General features: G+C 73.0%; 15 protein-coding genes. 5 read left to right on the top strand and 10 right to left on the bottom strand.

The features are described from left to right. Positions 1-209: 209 nt before the first annotated feature. Positions 210-1,550, top strand: coding sequence for an NtaA/DmoA family FMN-dependent monooxygenase (locus ACFO3J_RS00945; protein ID WP_386424852.1), 1,341 nt, complete (start codon positions 210-212; stop codon positions 1,548-1,550). 217 nt (positions 1,551-1,767) lie between these two features. Beyond that, positions 1,768-2,745 (top strand): YihY/virulence factor BrkB family protein, encoded by a 978-nt coding sequence (locus ACFO3J_RS00940; RefSeq protein WP_386424849.1) that lies wholly within the window; start codon positions 1,768-1,770, stop codon positions 2,743-2,745. Between the two features lie 34 nt (positions 2,746-2,779). Here ACFO3J_RS00940 and ACFO3J_RS00935 read toward each other — a convergent pair whose 3' ends face one another. Next, on the bottom strand, positions 2,780-3,028 hold the full coding sequence (locus ACFO3J_RS00935) for a hypothetical protein (RefSeq protein WP_386424846.1): 249 nt from the start codon (positions 3,026-3,028) through the stop codon (positions 2,780-2,782). 162 nt (positions 3,029-3,190) lie between these two features. Here ACFO3J_RS00935 and ACFO3J_RS00930 point away from each other — a divergent pair, with 162 nt between their 5' ends. The 3 genes from ACFO3J_RS00930 (at position 3,191) to ACFO3J_RS00920 (ending at position 5,984) form a co-directional block, all read left to right on the top strand. After that, positions 3,191-4,396: an amidohydrolase gene (locus ACFO3J_RS00930; RefSeq protein ID WP_386424844.1), complete on the top strand. Its 1,206-nt coding sequence runs from the start codon at positions 3,191-3,193 to the stop codon at positions 4,394-4,396. A 152-nt stretch (positions 4,397-4,548) separates the two neighbouring features. Beyond that, entirely contained in the window at positions 4,549-5,415 is an 867-nt protein-coding gene (locus tag ACFO3J_RS00925) for an SDR family NAD(P)-dependent oxidoreductase (protein WP_386424841.1), read from the top strand. A 35-nt stretch (positions 5,416-5,450) separates the two neighbouring features. Beyond that, positions 5,451-5,984 carry an AAA family ATPase gene (locus tag ACFO3J_RS00920; protein WP_386424838.1) on the top strand — a complete coding sequence of 178 codons (534 nt, stop codon included), beginning with the start codon at positions 5,451-5,453 and terminating at the stop codon, positions 5,982-5,984. A 61-nt stretch (positions 5,985-6,045) separates the two neighbouring features. Here ACFO3J_RS00920 and ACFO3J_RS00915 read toward each other — a convergent pair whose 3' ends face one another. From ACFO3J_RS00915 to ACFO3J_RS00875, 9 genes are all read right to left on the bottom strand, one after another. Beyond that, on the bottom strand, positions 6,046-6,705 hold the full coding sequence (locus ACFO3J_RS00915) for a methionine ABC transporter permease (RefSeq protein WP_386424836.1): 660 nt from the start codon (positions 6,703-6,705) through the stop codon (positions 6,046-6,048). A 1-nt stretch (position 6,706) separates the two neighbouring features. After that, entirely contained in the window at positions 6,707-7,777 is a 1,071-nt protein-coding gene (locus ACFO3J_RS00910; protein ID WP_386424833.1) for a methionine ABC transporter ATP-binding protein, read from the bottom strand. Between the two features lie 120 nt (positions 7,778-7,897). After that, positions 7,898-8,866, bottom strand: coding sequence for a MetQ/NlpA family ABC transporter substrate-binding protein (locus ACFO3J_RS00905; protein WP_386424831.1), 969 nt, complete (start codon positions 8,864-8,866; stop codon positions 7,898-7,900). Between the two features lie 462 nt (positions 8,867-9,328). Beyond that, complete coding sequence (locus ACFO3J_RS00900) at positions 9,329-10,198, bottom strand: DUF427 domain-containing protein (RefSeq protein WP_386424829.1); 870 nt, start codon at positions 10,196-10,198, stop codon at positions 9,329-9,331. Further along, complete coding sequence (locus ACFO3J_RS00895; RefSeq protein WP_386424827.1) at positions 10,195-11,229, bottom strand: 2-oxoglutarate and iron-dependent oxygenase domain-containing protein; 1,035 nt, start codon at positions 11,227-11,229, stop codon at positions 10,195-10,197. Before ACFO3J_RS00895 ends, ACFO3J_RS00900 begins: the two co-directional genes overlap by 4 nt. A 55-nt stretch (positions 11,230-11,284) precedes the next feature. Next, positions 11,285-12,142, bottom strand: coding sequence for an alpha/beta fold hydrolase (locus ACFO3J_RS00890; protein ID WP_386424824.1), 858 nt, complete (start codon positions 12,140-12,142; stop codon positions 11,285-11,287). 80 nt (positions 12,143-12,222) lie between these two features. Further along, positions 12,223-14,352, bottom strand: coding sequence for a dipeptide ABC transporter ATP-binding protein (locus tag ACFO3J_RS00885; protein WP_386424821.1), 2,130 nt, complete (start codon positions 14,350-14,352; stop codon positions 12,223-12,225). Continuing rightward, on the bottom strand, positions 14,349-15,233 hold the full coding sequence (locus ACFO3J_RS00880) for an ABC transporter permease (protein WP_386424818.1): 885 nt from the start codon (positions 15,231-15,233) through the stop codon (positions 14,349-14,351). Before ACFO3J_RS00880 ends, ACFO3J_RS00885 begins: the two co-directional genes overlap by 4 nt. Beyond that, entirely contained in the window at positions 15,230-16,186 is a 957-nt protein-coding gene (locus ACFO3J_RS00875) for an ABC transporter permease (RefSeq protein WP_386424815.1), read from the bottom strand. The genes ACFO3J_RS00880 and ACFO3J_RS00875 overlap by 4 nt, the downstream gene beginning before the upstream one ends. Between the last annotated feature and the right edge of the window lie 2 nt (positions 16,187-16,188).

Genomic DNA, 16,188 nt, shown 5'->3' with positions numbered 1-16,188 from the left:
CCGCGCCCGCGGGTGGTGAGCCCGCCCCTCCGGAGCCCCGCCCGCCCTTCCCGCGCCGCCGTCGCCGCGCGGGGCAGCTCCGAGCTTCAGTGCGCCCTCTCGTCCTTCCCGGCCCAACGGGGCCCGGCGGTCGGCGGAAGCGGGGGCGCCCGATTCCGCGACCTCCCCCTGAAGCATGCCCCGGGAAACCTCCGCAGAAAGGGAGAACCATGTCCCGCAAGATCCACCTCGCCCTGCATCCCTACGGCGTCGGCGGCCCCGGCCAGCACGGCCTGTGGAAGGACCCCCGGGTCGCGAAGAACGCCAGCATCGACATCAACTACTACATCCGGCAGGCCCAGGCGGCCGAACACGCCCTGTTCGACGCCCTGTTCATCGTCGACAGCCAGTTCATCAACGCCACCTACCCGGCGCACTACCTCAACCGGCTGGAGCCGCTCACCCTGCTGTCGGCGGTCGCCACCCACACCAAGCACGTCGGTCTGGTCGCCACCGCGAGCTCGACGTACAACTCGCCGTTCAACCTCGCGCGCCGATTCGCCTCACTGGACCACATCAGCGGTGGCCGCGCCGGCTGGAACGTGGTGACCAGTTTCGACAGCGGCGCCGCCAGGAACTTCGGGCTCGACGAGCACCTGGACTACCCGACCCGCTACGGCCGCGCCCTGGAGTTCGTCCAGGTCGCCCGCGGCCTGTGGGACTCCTACGAGGACGACGCCTTCCCGGCCGACGCGGAGCGCGACGTCTTCCTCGACCCGGCCAAGCTGCACGCGCTCAACCACGCCGGCGAGCACCTCAAGGTCGCGGGCCCGCTCAACATCTCCCGCTCGCCGCAGGGCCAGCCGGTCATCTTCCAGGCCGGCGTCTCCGAGGAGGGCCGCGACCTCGCGGCGCGGGTCGCCGAGGGCATCTACGCGCCGGGCGGCTCACTCCAGCAGGCCCAGGACTACTACGCCGACATCAAGAGGCGCACCGCGTCCTACGGCCGCGACCCCGAGCACATCAAGATCTTCATCCACGGCAGCCCGGTCGTCGCCGCCACCGACGAGGCCGCCAGGCGCCGCGAGCGGGAGATCTTCGAGGAGGACGACGACTTCGACGGCAATCTGGCGCTGCTCGGCCGCTCCTTCGGGGCGTACGACTTCAGCCGGCACGACCTGGACGCGCCGTTCCCGGACGTCGCGCACCTGGCCGAGAAGGGCGGCCGTACCGGCGCCGCGAGGATCATCGCGCGGGCCGAGTCCGAGAAGCTGACGCTGCGCCAGGTGGTGGACTCGCTGCGGGAGTTCCGCCGCTCGCCGTTCGTCGGAGCGCCGAAGACCGTCGCCGACAGCATCGAGGAGTGGTTCGACGCCGCCACCTTCGACGGCATCAACCTCGCCTTCCGCACCGACGAGGACGTCGCGGCCTTCGTCGACGGCGTGGTCCCGATCCTGCGCGAGCGCGGGCTGTTCCGCACCGAGTACGAGTCCGACACCCTGCGCGGCAACCTCGGCCTGCCCGTCCCGCGCAACCAGTTCGCCCGCGAGCCCCAGCTCGCCGACGACTGAGGGCGGTGAAGCGGCGAGGCGCCGACGATCGACCACGCGTGTGATCAAAAGGCGGCACCCGGGCACGGTCAGCGGGTCGCCGGCCCAGCGCCCGGCTCCGGAGAGACGATGGCCGGGCGCGGCCTGAACCCCGGTGCGGACGGGCGACGGAGTCCGGGACCTTCGCGGCTGCGGGCGCCGGAGGCATTCCGGCCGCACCGACGACGGGAGGGCGATCGTGGCGCGGCGCTGGGAACGGAACGACGGACTCTCCCGGGCCGGGGAGTCCGGCGCGCGGCCCCCGGCGGGGGCGCCGACCGGTCTCCCCGCGCGGGCCTGGCGCGACGCGCTCCGACGGACCCCCGGGGAGTACAAGGCCGACAACCTCTCCGACTGGGCGGCCGCCCTGACCTACTACGGAGTGCTGGCGATCTTCCCGGCGCTGCTCGCCCTGGTGTCGATCCTCGGACTGCTGGGCAGCGCCAGCATCCGACCGCTGATCGACAACCTCGCCACGCTCGCGCCCGGCTCGGCCCGCGACATCATCACCGACGCGCTCAGACAACTGGAACACAACCGGGGCCAGGCACTCAGCGCACTGATCATCGGCACCCTGGCCGCGCTCTGGTCCGCCTCCGGCTACATCGCCGCGTTCATGCGCGCCTCGAACGCCGTGTACGACATCGGCGAGGGACGGCCGGTATGGAAGACGCTGCCGATCCGGTTCGGCGTCACGCTCGTCGTGCTGCTCCTGCTGGCCGCCATCGCTGTCGGCGTGGTGTTCACCGGCACGCTGGCCGACAGGACCGGGCACCTGCTGGGCATCGGCCAGAGTGGCGTGACCGCGTGGAACTTCGCCAAATGGCCGGTGATGGTCATCCTGTTCGCGCTGATCATCGCGCTGCTCTACTGGGCAGCGCCGAACGTCAGGCGCGGCTTCAGCTGGGTCACCCCCGGCAGCCTTCTCGCCGTCCTCATCTGGATCGTCATCTCCACGCTCTTCGCGCTCTACGTCGGGCACTTCGCCAGCTACAACAAGACCTACGGCAGTCTCGCCGCCGTGATCATCTTTCTCGTCTGGCTGTGGCTCTCCAACATCGCCATTCTGCTGGGCCTCGAGTTCAACACGGAACTCGAACGGGGCCGCGCCATCGAGTCCGGCCACCCGCCGGACCTGGAGCCCTATGTCGAACCGCGCGACACCCGGGGACTCTGAAGCCGCCGCGCGCGGGCCGCCACGGCACCGGTCGTCAGCCCCTCGCCGCACCGTCGTCGCGTCGGCTGTGGCGGAGCTGTCGCAGCCGAGCGGTCAGCACCCGGACCACCGGGGTCCGGTCCCTGTGCTCCCGCTCGTACCGCAGGACGAGCTCGGTCTCCTCCTTGGCCAGGCTCTGGGAGAACCCTTCGATCGCCAGCTTCGGAAGATGCTTGTAGTCCATTATGGGAAGTTCCCCTGTGGCCGGCCCCGGGCCCTCGCTGTCGAACAGCTCCACTGACATCACCTCGAAAGTCAACCGGTCGGCTGCCCCGACGGCGCGGCGGAAAACCCGTCGGACCAGCCACGGATCCGGGCGCCACGCCGCCGGACCGCGGCCGGTGTCCGGCGCCGGGCGGGGAAGACACCGGGGTGACCGCTTGTCACCCATGTCCTAGGGGACCGCATGGAGAGCAACGAGGCGCTGTACGGCGAGGTCGAACGCGAAGTGGAAGGCCGCGCGGACCGGTTGTGGGAGGTGGCGAGCCGGCTGCACGCGCACCCCGAACTCGCCCACGCCGAGCACGAGTCGGCCGCGCTGCTCACCGGCGAGCTGCGGGCCGGCGGCTTCGACGTGACCGAGGGCGTCGCGGGGATGCCGACGGCGTTCGTCGGCCGCGCCGGGGACGGGCGCAGGCCCGCGGTCGCGTTCCTGCTGGAATACGACGCCCTGCCGGAGCTGGGCCACGCCTGCGGGCACAACCTGATCGCGGCGGCCGGGCTGGGCGCGGCACTGGCCGTACGCGCGGTGACCGGCGCCGAGGACGGTACGGTGCTGGCCGTCGGCTCCCCGGCGGAGGAGGGCGACGGCGGCAAAGTCGCCGAGGTCGCGGCCGGAGTCTTCGACGAGGTGGACGCGGCGCTGATGATCCACCCCGGCGTGGAGGACCAAGTGTGGGCGCCGCTGACCGCCCAGGTCCCGGTCCGGGTGCGTTTCCATGGCCGGCCGGCCCACCCGACGGGCAATCCCGGCGAGGGGATCGACGCCCTCGCCGCCCTCATCGAGACCTTCAACATGCTCGGCGCCGTCGAACGCCGCTTCCCGCAGGGCTCCCATGTCCAGGGCATCATCACCGAGGGCGGCACCGCGACCAACATCGTCCCCGCCTTCGCCGAGGGCCTCTTCGGCTGCCGGGGGCTGACCACCGCGGCGCTGGACGACGTCGTCGCCGAAGTCACCCGGTGCGCCGGGGCCGCCGCGAGCGCCCTGGGGGCCCGGGTGGAGGTCGAGCGCGTCGGCACCGGCTACGAGCACTTCCGCAACAGCGAGCCGCTGTCCGCCCGCTTCGCCCACCACATCGCCCGCAGCGGCATCCAGCTGCGGGACCCCGATCCGCACACCCTCCTGGGCTCCTCCGACATCGGCGACGTCAGCGGGGTCGTCCCGGCCATCCACCCCTTCGTCGCCATCATGGACGCCGACGGCTCCGACCACACCGCCCGTTTCGCGCGGGCAGCGGCAAGCCCGCGCGGCCGCGCGGCGATGCTCGCCTCCGCGAAGGCACTGGCCTGCCTCGCCGTCGACATCCTGCACGACCCCGGGATCACAGCGGCGGCCTGGCAGTCCTTCCATGCCCAACAGGTGGCCGCCGGGCGCCCTTCGACCGGCTGACGTCCGATCCGCGGAGGGCGTCGGCGGCCGGACGCCGCCCCGCGGCCCGAACCGTGGGGGCAGTACGGTGCTGTGCGTACCCGACCGGAACGCCGGCGGCGGCCGCCCGGCGCCGCCGGCCCCGCGCCCGTGGCCGCCCAAGGAGACGCCCCATGAAGACGATCGTGATCGCCGGCGGCACTGACGGCATCGGGAGGGCGCTCGCCGCCGCCCGGCTCAGCGGCGGCGACACCGTCGTGGTCGTCGGTCGCGACGAGGTGAAGGGCAATGCGTTCCTGGACGCGGCCGAGGCAGCCGGCGCCCGGGAGCGGGCCCTGTTCGTCCCCGCCGATCTCAGCCTGCTGACCGAGAACGGACGGGTCGTCGAGACGCTGCGGGCGCGGTTCCCCGTGCTGGACGCCCTGGTGCTCTGCGCCCGGCACTACCGCAGCGTGCGCACCGAGACGGCCGACGGGCTGGAGGAGAACTTCGCGCTGTTCTACCTCAGCCGCTATCTGCTGGGCCACGGTCTCGTCGACGCGCTGACCGCCGCCGGGCAGCCGGTGGTCGTCAATGTGGCGGGCCCCGGCGCGAGCCTGCGCCTGGTGCGCTGGGACGACCTGGAACTGCGGCGCGGCTACCACGGCGGCGCCGCCCTCGGGCAGGGCGGCAAGCTCAACGATCTGCTCGGTGTCAGCTTCGCCGAGCGGTACGGAGCACGCGGGATCCGCTATGTCCTGATCCACCCGGGCGTCACGGCGACGAGCTTCTCCGGCGCGTACGACACCGAGACGCTCGGGCAGATCAGCGCGATGCGGCAGCGCGCGAAGCCCGTGGAGGCGGCCCTGCCGCCGATCGTCGCGGCCCTCGACAGGCCGCCCGCCGAGCCGTTGAGCGCCTTCGTCGAGGGTCGGCGGATCGGGGTGGAGGACACCTCCTTCGACCGGGACGCCGCCACCCGTCTCGATGCGCTCACCGAGCGGATCCTGCTGGAGCGCGGCGGACGGGCCGCGGCGTACCGGGGAGTCGACACGGCCTGAAACGGACCGGGTGCCGGGTGTGCGACAGTGCCGTCATGCTCATCGCGATGGCCGGTCTGCCCGCCGCCGGAAAGAGTTCGGTGGCGGAGAGACTGGGACGTACGCTGCCCGCCGCGACGGTGGCGGTCGACCCGGTCGAGGCGGCGATGCTGCGGGGCGGCGTGGAGCGCGGTCAGCCAACGGGCCTGGCGGCCTGCGTCGTTGCCGAGGCGGTGGCCGACGGTGTGCTGGCACTGGGCCAGAGCGTGATCATCGACGCGGTCAACGGGGTCGAGGCGGCCCGCCGGCAGTGGCGGACGCTGGCGGAACGCCACCGGGTGCCGGTGGCGTTCATCGAGGTGGTGTGCTCCGACCCGCGCGTGCATCGCCGACGGCTGGAAGGCCGGTCCCGGGGCATCACGGGCTTCGAGGAGCCGACCTGGGAAGCGGTCGGGCGCCGCCGAGCCGAGTACGAGCCCTGGACCGATCGCAGGCTGGTGCTCGACTCGGTCGCGGACCTGGCCTCGAATGTGACGAAGGCCCAGGAGTATCTGGCCGAGGCGGCACAGCCGCCGCGGTCCGCTTCCTGACGGCGAAGCCCCGCCGGTCCGGGAGCCGGTGGGTTACCGGTTTCGTGGTCCGGCGCCCGGGTCAGCGGCGCAGGGCGCGGCGGGCCAGCCAGTTGCCGAGGAACTGGCCGGCCTGGACGATGACGACGATGGTCGCCACGGTGATGTAGACCACCGGCCAGTTGTAGCGCTGCGAGCCATAGGTGATGGCGAAGTCGCCGAGGCCGCCGCCGCCGAAGAGCCCGGCCTGGGCGGACATGTCGACGACCGCGACGAAGATGAAGGTGTAGCCGAGGATCAGCGGGCCGAGCGCCTCGGGGATCAGCACCGTCACCAGGATGCCGACCGGCCGGGCGCCGGCCGCGCGGGCGGCCTCCACCACGCCGGGGTCGACGGTGAGCAGATTCTGCTCGACGATCCGGCTGATCGCGAACGCCGCCGACAGCGACAGCGCGAAGGTGACCGCGTTCGTACCGATCGTGGTGCCGATGGTGTGCAGCATCAGCGGCTGGATCGCGGTGATGAAGATGACGAAAGGGACCGGCCGCACGACATTGACCAGCACATTGACGGCCAGGAACACCGCCCGGTTGCCGAGCAGGTTGCCCGGGCGGGTGGCGTACAGCACCAGGCCGAGGAACAGCCCGAGCACACCACCGGCCAGCAGCGAGATGCTGACGATGTAGAAGGTCTGCCGGATCGCCTCCCGGTAGACCGGCAGATTGGTGACGAACTCGTGCATCTCAGGCTTCCTCCTCGACGAGGTCGACGCCGTCCGCGCGCAGCGCCGTGAGCGCGGTGTCAACGGCGCCGGGGGGACCGGTGAGTTCGAAGGTCAGGCTGCCGACCGGCCGTTCCTGAAGCTCGCTGATGCCGCCGAACACGATGTCCGCGGCCACTTGGTGGTCCAGGAAGGTGCGGGCCAGCCGGGTCTGGAGCCCGGCCTGGTCGCGCACCCTGATCGTGACCAGCCGTCCGGCGTGCCGGGCGCGCAGTCGGGCCAGCGTCTCCGGGGACGGGCGGTCGCGCAGCGTCGTGCGGACGAAGCGGGCGGCGGCCTCGGTCCGCGACTGGGCGAAGACGTCGTAGGCGCTGCCGGTTTCCACCACCCGGCCGGAGTCGAGCACGGCGACCCGGTCGGCGACCGAGCGGATGACGTCCAGCTCATGGGTGATGATCACGATGGTGACGCCGAGGTCGCGGTTGACCTGGCGCAGCAGCCCGAGCACCTCGCCGGTGGTCTCCGGGTCGAGGGCGCTGGTCGCCTCGTCGGCCAGCAGCAGCGACGGCTCGGTGGCCAGCGCGCGGGCGATGCCCACCCGCTGCTTCTGGCCGCCGGACAAATGCTCCGGGTGGTCGTGGGCGCGGTCCAGCAGCCCGACGAAGTCGAGCAGCCGTGCCACCCGGCGGTCGCGCTCGGGCTGCCGCACACCGGCGACCTTCAGCGGGTAGGCGACATTGCCGGCCACCGTGCGCGACCGGAAGAGGTTGAACTGCTGGAAGATCATCCCGATGTCGCGCCGGACCTCGCGCCGGCCGCGCTCGCCGAGCGCCGTCAGCTCGTGCGGGCCGACGTGGACCCGGCCCGAGGTCGGTGTCTCCAGTCCGTTGATCAGCCGCACCAGGGTGCTCTTGCCGGCTCCCGAGTGGCCGATGACGCCGAACACCTCGCCGCGGCGTATCTCCAGGCTGACGTCGTCGAGCGCCACCTGCGGCGCTGCCCGGCGGCCCCTGCCGGGGAAGGTCTTGCCGACGTGCTCGAAGCGTACGTGCACCGGTGCGGGCGCGGGGGTCGGCTGGCTGTCGGCGGGCATCGACTTCCTCACTCCGGGCCGGCCCGGCGGGACGATGCCGTCCGCCGGGCCGGCCTGCTCTGCTGAGCCCCGCCAGGGGGCGCGTCGGTCTGGGGCGTGCTGGTCGCGGGCGGGGGCCGGTTACTTCTTCGCCGCCTCGGCCTGCTGCTGGACGGTCGTCAGCTCGCTCTGGAGCTCGGCGGGCGCGGTGGTGCGGAACACCGCGGTGCCGCTGTTGGCCTGCTGGACGCCCTTCTCCACCGACGGGTCGTGGTAGAGCGCCGCGAGCTTGAGGTAGGTCGCGTCGTCCGCGTCCGCCTTGCGGGCCACGAAGATGTTCACATAGGGCGCGGCGCTGGAGCTGGACGGGTCGTCGTGGAAGATCGCCCGCGAGGTGGGGAGTTTGGCGCTGGTCGCGTAGTTGTTGTTCACGATCGCGGCGTCCACCGAGCCGTTCTGCAGCGCGCCGGCGGTCTGCGAGGCGTCGAGCGTGGTCACCCCCACCTTGTGGGTCGCTATGTCCGCGGTGGTGGAGAACGCGGTACCGCCGCCCTTCAGCGTGAGCAGCCCGGCGGACTGGAGCACCAGCAGGCCGCGTGCCTCATTGATCGCGTCGTTGGGGATCGCGACCTTCGCGCCGTCCGGCAGCGCGGCGGGGGAGCCGTACTTCAGCGAGTACAGCGGCAGCGGGTAGACCGCGGTCGCGCCGATCGGCTGGAGGTCGTCGTGCGCCGTGACGTTGTAGTTCGCCAGGTACTGGATGTGCTGGAACTCGTTGAGGTCGAGCTGCTTTTCCTTGAGCGCCGGGTTCGGCTGGCTGTAGTCGTTGAAGTTGACGAACTTCACGGTCACGCCGAGCTGCTTCTTGGCGAGGTCCGCGTAGGTCTTCCAGTACGGCTGGGAGGCGTCCACCACGCCGATGCGGATCGTCTCGGACCCGTCCGAACCGCCGCTGAACGACAGGACCAGGGCGACCACCACGGCGGCCACGACCACCACCGCCGCCGACACGATCCACACCACGCGCCGCCCACCGGGGCCGCGCGACGGAAGTCGCGGCTCGTCCGGAGACGGCTCGGGGGTTCCGTTCGACGAGGATGGCTCGGCCATGACAAGTACCTCCAGTTGTTCGGGAAAAGGCGGTTGCGGAGAAGACAGCGGCGACCGCCGGCGGGGCTCGCGCGCGCCTGGGCATACGGGAGCGGCGATCGGCTGCGGGATCGCGGGGAAAGAGGCGGGCACGGTCGCGCCGAGTCGCCGGGGAGCTCTCAGGCGGAGCGGTGGTACCTCAACGGGGGAGGCGACACAGGGAACTGGCGACCTGGACGTAGTCGACCGTTCGCCGACTCGTCAACAGGGCGGAACGCATGGCGGACACGCTAGCAGTCTCCCGATGGATGTTCGAGACGAATACGGGGAAGCGGCCGCGCGTGCGATCGGCCGTCTCCGCCGGGAGGCCGGGCGGCCGGACCCGCCGGCGGCGCTCCGGGCGCGGGGGGCGGGGCCCGCGCCCGGAGCGCTCAACAGGGCGTATTCACAGGCGATCTGGCGTGCCGTCAGCTCGCCTCGGTGTCAACGGGAGGACGTGAGCGCTCCGGAGAAGAAGGTGACCGGGCGATCGAGCCGCGCACCGTCGACCGTGATGTCCACCACCTCGTTGTAGAACGCGATCAGTTCGCGGATCGACGACACCGCGGGGAGCGGCTCCGGATAGCTCCAGGCGAGGTTCGGCGGGACATCCGCACCGGCGGCGGTGAGGGACCAGTACTCCGCCGTGCCCTTGTAGGGGCAGCCGGTGTGCAGGTCGGTAGGAGTCAGGAGGTCGAGGCGTACGTCCTCACGCGGGATGTAGTAGCGGATCGGCAGCCGGGTCTCGAAGAGGAGTACCGGCCGGTGCGTCTCGGCGATGAGCACGCCGTCGATCTCGACCCTCACATGGCGGGTGCTGGCGAGGGCGTCCACCCGCTTGTAGGGGTCGCGGGGGTGGATGAAGATCTCCTCGTCCTCTTCGTACCAGTGGTCGAGGCCGCGGTCCGCGCGCCGGAACCATTCGAAGGAGATGTAGCCGGACAGTTCGTCCACCGGGAACGTCCAGGCGGCGTTGGCGACGGTCCCGTCGTCCAGCACCAGGTCGTAGAAGGTGTCCGAGCCGCTGTGCGTCCCGCTGTCGGGGTCGGCCGCCGGGCGCAGCAGGTCGGTGCGGACGTCTTCGCGCGGGAAGGCGTAGAGCGGTACGGGCAGGCCGGGTTCCCACACCAGGATGGGCCTGCTGCTGTCGACGACGGTGACGCCGCCTTTGGTGCCGCGCACACGGCGCTCGCTCGGCTCCCAGGTGAGGGTGTCGCCCGGGACCGGATGCCCGCGTTCGACGGTGAGGGTCCGGGCCGGAGCGGAGGCGTGGGCTGCCGTCCCGGTCGCCTTCGTCCCGGGTGCGGTGCTCATCGGGCCACCTCCGCGATGTAGGGGCGGCCCTCGCGCCACGCGGCCACCTGCTCGGGACGGCCGAAGACCTGGAGGTACTCCTGGACGTTGCCCGACGCCTGCTCCCACACCGAGACGGGTTCGAAGTCCGACTCGTCGGGATCGGCGAACGGCGGCAGCGGCTCGACCACGGTGTCCAGGTCGGGATAGAGGAACACCGCGGACGAGCGGCGGGTCACCGTGCCGCCGGACACGACGCGGTGGCGGCCCGGACGCAGCCGCCCCTCGGTCCAGTTGGCGAGCAGCGAGCCGGTGAACACCTGGAGGGCGCCGGGCAGGATGGGCACCGACTGCCAGCTGCCGTCCGGGCGTTGGCCCTGGAGTCCGGCGTAGTCGCCCTCCTGGTGCAGGACGGTGACGACCGAACCGTCCGCGTGTTCCAGGAGCAGCAGCTTCTCCTGGTCGGCGGCGGTGTCGGTGTGCGTCCAGGTCGGGTAGTCGTTCACCAGGAAGGTGGAGTAGCCGTTGTCGCCGAGCGGGAAGGTCGCGGCGGGCACCCCGAGGACCTTCGCGTAGAGGGCGACCACCCGGTGGCCCACCTCGGTGACGGCGTCGCGGTAGCGGAAGGCGCGTTCCCGCAGGCCCGGCTCCTGCTCCGGCCAGACATTGACGTGGGAGAAGAGGTCGGCCTGCTCGGGGGTCAGGCCCGCCGCGAGCGCGTCGTCGGCGTTGTCGTACTGGCCGATGTTGATGCGTTCCAGCTCCAGCCGGCCGAAGTCGTCGGGCCACTGGCGCCAGCCGCGGTACGGGTGGCCGGTGGGGCTGGCCAGCTTCTCCTTCTCCTCGCGCGGCAGGGCGAGGACTCGGCCGACGCTCCGGTGGAAGTCGTCGATGATCTCCTGCGGCACGCCGTGGTTGACGACCTGGACGATGCCGATCTGCTCGGCGGCGGCGCGGACGGCGGCGAGCAGATCGTCGGGGGCGTCGTCGCTGAGCGCGAGTTCGAGGTCGATGACGGGGATCTGTACGGTCACGGGGGTCTCTGCGGTCACGGTGATGTCTCCTGCGCGGTGGTGGGGCGGGACAACCGGTACGGAATGCGGACGGTCAGGGCAGCAGGCCGCGGAGCAGCGCGGCGAGGGCGGCCGGGCCCGGTTCGACGGTGGAGATCTCGCCCGTGGCCGCCTCGGTGGTGAAGCGGGCGACGGCCTTGTCGTCCAGCGGTCCGCCCTCGGTGCGGACCAGCAACGGGGCGGGGACGGCGGCGAGTCGGGCCCAGAGGGCGTCGTCGTCGAGGTCGGTGGGCGCGTCGTCCGGGAGGCTGCCGAGGTGGTGCCGCCAGGTCCACCGCCCGTCGTCGCCCTCGACCGTCTCCTGCCGGGCGGTACGCGCGGTGGCGGGAGCGGCGGAATCGGGGCCGACCCGGGCCGCCAGCCAGTCGTGGGCCTCGTCCTGACCGGCGAAGTCGGGGCTGGGCGTGGGCCAGGGGCGGTCCGGGGCCGTGAGCGCGCCGGGCAGGGTGTCGACCAGCACCACGCGGCCGAACTGGGTCGGCGCCTTGGCCGCCGCCGCGATCGCGACGAGCGCGCCGAGCCCTCGGCCCACCACGGGGACGCCGGCGGGGGCGAAGGAGTGCGCGGCCTCGGCGACCGCTCCGGCCAGCCGCCGCGGCCGGTAGTCGCCGCGCCCGCGCCAGTTGGACCGGCCGTGGCCCGGCAGGTCCACGGCGACGGCGGGCCGGTCGACCGCCGGCAGTACGTCGTCCCAGGACCGCGCGCTCGATCCGGCCTCGTGCAGCAGCACCAGCTGGGGGAGGCCGGTCTGCCAGAACACGCCGCTGACGTGGCCGCCCGCCGGGGTGCTGACCCAGCGGCGCTGGACCGGCGGTGGCGCGGCGCCCTCGGGGAGTCCGGCGAGGAGGTCGGCGAACTCGATCGGTGTGGCGTCGGTGAGGGATCGGGACATGGAGACTCCCTGGGGTCGGCACAGGTGGCGGCGTGCTGGGTCGGCTTTCGTGGGCGGTATCGGTCGTGGTGCCGGCCGGGTCAGGGGCCGGGGCGGGGCGCGGCGGCCGGGGCTGCCCTGGCCTCGGTCCCGGCCCCTGACCCGGCCTCGGTCCGGGGGCGCCAGACGGGGAGGTCCGTGACATCGAGGTGGCAGCGCACGACATGGCCGGCGCCGACCGTGCGCTCCGGTGGCGCGGTCTCGGCGCACAGTCCGCCGATACGGGACGGGCAGCGGTCGGCGAACCGGCAGCCGTCGGCTTCGGGTGCGGGGCCGGGCGGCGCGGAGGCGGAGTCCGCGGGACCGGGGACCCGGGAGGCCGCGGCGACGAGGACCGCCGTATAGGGATGGGACGGTCCGCGCAGCACATCGGCGGCGGGGCCGTTCTCCACCACCTGCCCCCGGTACATCACCGCGACCCGGTCGGCGAGATAGCCGACGACCGCGAGGTCGTGGGAGATGAACAGATACGAGGTGCCGGTCCGGTCGCGCTGCTGGGCGAGCAGCTCCACCACCGACGCCTGCACGCTGGCGTCGAGCGAGGACACCGGCTCGTCGCAGACCACGAGTTCGGGGGAGCCGGCGAAACTGCGGGCGATCGCGACCCGCTGCTTCTGCCCGCCGGAGAGCTGGTCGGGTCTGCGGTCGAGCAGGTCCGCGTCGATCCGGGTGCGTTCGGCGAGCCGGTCGAGCGAGCCCGGGCCCTCGGGGCCCGCCAGGGTGGTCAACGCCCTGGTGAGCGCGGTCCGCACGGTGTGACGGGGGTTCAAGGTGGCGTTCGGGTTCTGGAAGACCATCTGCACCCGGCGCAGATCCTGCGGGCTGCGGCGGCCGACGGTCGGCGCCAGCGCCCGCCCGTGCAGCAGCAGTTCGCCGGAGCCGGCGGGCCCGAGGCCGGCCACCGCGCGGGCCAGCGTGGTCTTGCCGCTGCCGGACTCACCGACCAGGCCCAGTACTTCGCCCTGACGCACCGTCAGAGAGACCTGGTCGACGGCGACCGTGCGACCGTAGGACCGGACGAGATCACGTACTTCCAGCAGCACCGGCCGCTCGCCGGGGGCGGCGGAAAGCCCGCCGGACGACGCCGCGCCGGGCGGTGCCCCAGCGGTGGCGGACTCCGGCCCCGGTCCGGGACGCAGGCACCGCACGAGGCGGCCGGGGACGGCCTCCGGGTCCAGTACGGGCTCCGCCGCCCGGCAGTCGTCCGCCGCGCGCGGGCAGCGCGGTGCGAAGGAGCACCCCGGCTCGGCGGCGCCGAGCCGGGGCAGCCGCCCGGGAATCGGCCGCAGCGGCCGGTCCGCGCGGGTGACGCCGAGCCGCGGCACCGCGGCGAGCAGCGCGGACGTGTAGGGGTGCGCGGGATCGTCCAGCACCGGACGTACGTCGCCGGTCTCGACGAGCCGGCCGGCGTAGAGCACCCCGACGCGGTCGCACAGCCGGCCGACCAGACCCAGGTCGTGGCTGACGAAGACCACCGCGGCCCGCAGCTCACCGCGCAACTCGGCCAGCAGGGAGAGGACTTCGTGCTCCACCGAGGCGTCCAGGCCCGTGGTCGGTTCGTCCAGGACGAGCAGCTGGGGCTGGACGGCGAGGGCGGCGGCGATTCCGACCCGCTGCTGCTGGCCGCCGGAGAGCTGGTGCGGGTAGCGCCGCACCAGGGCCTGCGGGTCGGGCAGCCTGACCTGGCGCAGCAGTTCGACGGTCCGGGCTGACGCCTGGGCGCGGGTCAGCCCGCGCTGCCGCAGGATCTCGTCGAGTTGGGCGCCGATCCGCATGGTGGGGTCGAGCGAGCCGGCCGCGTCCTGGTGCACGAACGCCAAGGCGGTGGAGCGCCAGCGGCGCAGCGCCCGCGCGTCCAGCCCCAGCACCTCCGTGCCGCCCACCCGGACCGAGCCGCCCAACACCCGGCCACCCGGGGCGAGATGGTGCGCGAGCGCGTAGGCCAGGGTGGACTTGCCGCAGCCGGACTCGCCCACCAGGCCGAAGATCTCGCCGGGGGCGACGGAGAAGCTGATGTCGTGCAGCACCTGGGCGGGGCCGTCGGGGGTGTCGTAGGCGACGCTCAGCCCGGTGACGTCGAGCCCGGTGACCTGGAGCCCGGGGGCGGTGGACGCGGTCGCGTCGGGCCCGGCGGTGCCGAGCCCGCCTGTGTTGCCGGTCGGCCTGCTCATACGGCGCTCTCCTCCTTCCCGCTACCGGAGATGTCGGACCTGCTCCTGACCGAGTCGGCGACCAGCGCGACGCCCACCACCAGCGAGGCGATCGCCAGGGCCGGGGAGAGCACCGTCCAGGGCGCGTTCTCCAGCCAGACGCGGTTGTCGTTGATGGAAGAGCCCCACTCCGGCGAGCCGGGCGGCTGCCCGAGGCCGAGGAAGGACAGCGTCGCCGCGGCGAACACCGCGTCGCCGAGCCGTGAGGTGGCCTCCACCAGCACCGTTCCGCGGACATTGGGCAGGATCTCGCGCAGCAGCAGCGACCAGCCGGGCTCGCCGCGCAGTCTGGCGGCCTCGACATACGGTTTCTCCCGCTCGACCAGCGTCGCGGCCCGCACACTGCGGGCGACCAGCGGAACGAAGGTCACGGCGATCACCACCAGCACCACGGTCACCGAGTGGCCGAGCAGCGCCACGAAGAGCACCGCGGCGATGATCGCCGGGAAGACCGCGATCGCGTCCACCAGCCGCATCACCACCTCGTCCAGCCAGCCGCCGCGCGCGCCCACGGTCAGCCCGACCGCGGTGCCGACGACGACCGCCAGCGCGGTGGCGGCGGGCGCCACCTCCATCACCGGCCGGGACCCGGCCAGCATCCGGGACAGCACGTCCCGCCCGAACTGGTCGGTGCCCAGCCAGTGGGCGCCGCTGGGCCCGAGGAAACGGTCCTGCGGCAGCTGCGCGTCGGGGGCGTACGGCACCAACCGCGGCCACGCCAGCGCCACCACCACCCACAGCGCGACCACGGCGCCCCCGCCGAGCAGCGGCAGCGGCGGCCGCCGGCGCCGTACCGGCGCCCGCCCGACCCGTAGGCGCCCGGCGGCTTCCGACACGGTCATGCCGCCTCCCCCAGCCGTACCCGCGGGTCGAGCAGCCGGTAGACGACATCGGCCAGCAGCACGACGAGCATGTAGAGCACGCCCAGCACCATGGCGGTGGCCTGGAGCGTCGGTACGTCCTTGGCGGTCGCGGACTGGAGCAACAAGGCGCCCACACCCGGGTAGTTGAAGAGCAGCTCCACCACCACGACGCCGCCCATCAGATATTGCAGCTGCACGCCGAGCGCGCTGGTCGCCGGGACCACCGCGTTGCGCAGCACATGCCGCAGCACGACCCGTGAGCCGCTGAAGCCGCGCAGCCGGGCGGCCCTGACGTGCGGGCTGTCCAGCACCGCGATGGTGCCCGCCCGGACATGCCGGGAGACATAGCCCAGGCAGACCAGGACCAGGGCCGCCACCGGCAGCGCGAAGTGCCGGAGCGTCGCCCAGAGGCCGCCGTGCCCGGGATCGGTCTGCGCGGAGGCCGGCAGCCAGTGCGCCCGCACCGAGAAGACCAGCAGCAGCACGATCCCGGTGACGAACTCCGGGGTGGCGCCCAGCGCCAGGCCCACGGTGCTGATCACCCGATCCAGCGGCCGGCCGTGCCGCAGCCCGGCGAGGACACCGAGGCCGAGCGCGACCGGGACCAGCACCGCGAAGGCGGTCAGCGCGAGCGGCAGCGTGTGGTCGAGCCGGCCGAGGAGCAGCCCGCGCACGGGCGTGTGCAGGATGTAGGAGGTGCCCCAGTCACCGGTGAGGAATCGGCCGAGCCAGTGTCCGTACTGCGCCACCAGCGGCTGATCCAGGCCCAGTTGGCGGTCCAGCTGGCGTACGGACGCGTCGCTGGCCTCGCGGCCGAGGACGACCCGGCCGACATCGCCGGGCAGGATCCGGGTGGCGGCGAACACCACGAAGGACAGCACCAGCAAGGTCACCGGGACGGCTGCCAGCCTCCGCAGCAGGAAGTGCCTCATCG

It is taken from the genome of Streptomyces polygonati (assembly GCF_042650325.1).
Classification (GTDB): domain Bacteria; phylum Actinomycetota; class Actinomycetes; order Streptomycetales; family Streptomycetaceae; genus Actinacidiphila; species Actinacidiphila polygonati.
Note: the sequence above shows the minus strand (reverse complement) of the source record. Positions and strands in the feature narration are given on the sequence as shown.

Excerpts from the sequence above, each read along its gene's own strand:
- ACFO3J_RS00945 (WP_386424852.1), top strand. The coding sequence starts at position 210 with ATGTCCCGCAAGATCCACCTCGCCCTGCATCCCTACGGCGTCGGCGGC.
- ACFO3J_RS00935 (WP_386424846.1), bottom strand. The coding sequence starts at position 3,028 with ATGTCAGTGGAGCTGTTCGACAGCGAGGGCCCGGGGCCGGCCACAGGG.
- ACFO3J_RS00930 (WP_386424844.1), top strand. The coding sequence starts at position 3,191 with ATGGAGAGCAACGAGGCGCTGTACGGCGAGGTCGAACGCGAAGTGGAA.
- ACFO3J_RS00925 (WP_386424841.1), top strand. The coding sequence starts at position 4,549 with ATGAAGACGATCGTGATCGCCGGCGGCACTGACGGCATCGGGAGGGCG.
- ACFO3J_RS00920 (WP_386424838.1), top strand. The coding sequence starts at position 5,451 with ATGCTCATCGCGATGGCCGGTCTGCCCGCCGCCGGAAAGAGTTCGGTG.
- ACFO3J_RS00915 (WP_386424836.1), bottom strand. The coding sequence starts at position 6,705 with ATGCACGAGTTCGTCACCAATCTGCCGGTCTACCGGGAGGCGATCCGG.
- ACFO3J_RS00910 (WP_386424833.1), bottom strand. The coding sequence starts at position 7,777 with ATGCCCGCCGACAGCCAGCCGACCCCCGCGCCCGCACCGGTGCACGTA.
- ACFO3J_RS00905 (WP_386424831.1), bottom strand. The coding sequence starts at position 8,866 with ATGGCCGAGCCATCCTCGTCGAACGGAACCCCCGAGCCGTCTCCGGAC.
- ACFO3J_RS00900 (WP_386424829.1), bottom strand. The coding sequence starts at position 10,198 with ATGAGCACCGCACCCGGGACGAAGGCGACCGGGACGGCAGCCCACGCC.
- ACFO3J_RS00890 (WP_386424824.1), bottom strand. The coding sequence starts at position 12,142 with ATGTCCCGATCCCTCACCGACGCCACACCGATCGAGTTCGCCGACCTC.
- ACFO3J_RS00885 (WP_386424821.1), bottom strand. The coding sequence starts at position 14,352 with ATGAGCAGGCCGACCGGCAACACAGGCGGGCTCGGCACCGCCGGGCCC.
- ACFO3J_RS00880 (WP_386424818.1), bottom strand. The coding sequence starts at position 15,233 with ATGACCGTGTCGGAAGCCGCCGGGCGCCTACGGGTCGGGCGGGCGCCG.
- ACFO3J_RS00875 (WP_386424815.1), bottom strand. The coding sequence starts at position 16,186 with ATGAGGCACTTCCTGCTGCGGAGGCTGGCAGCCGTCCCGGTGACCTTG.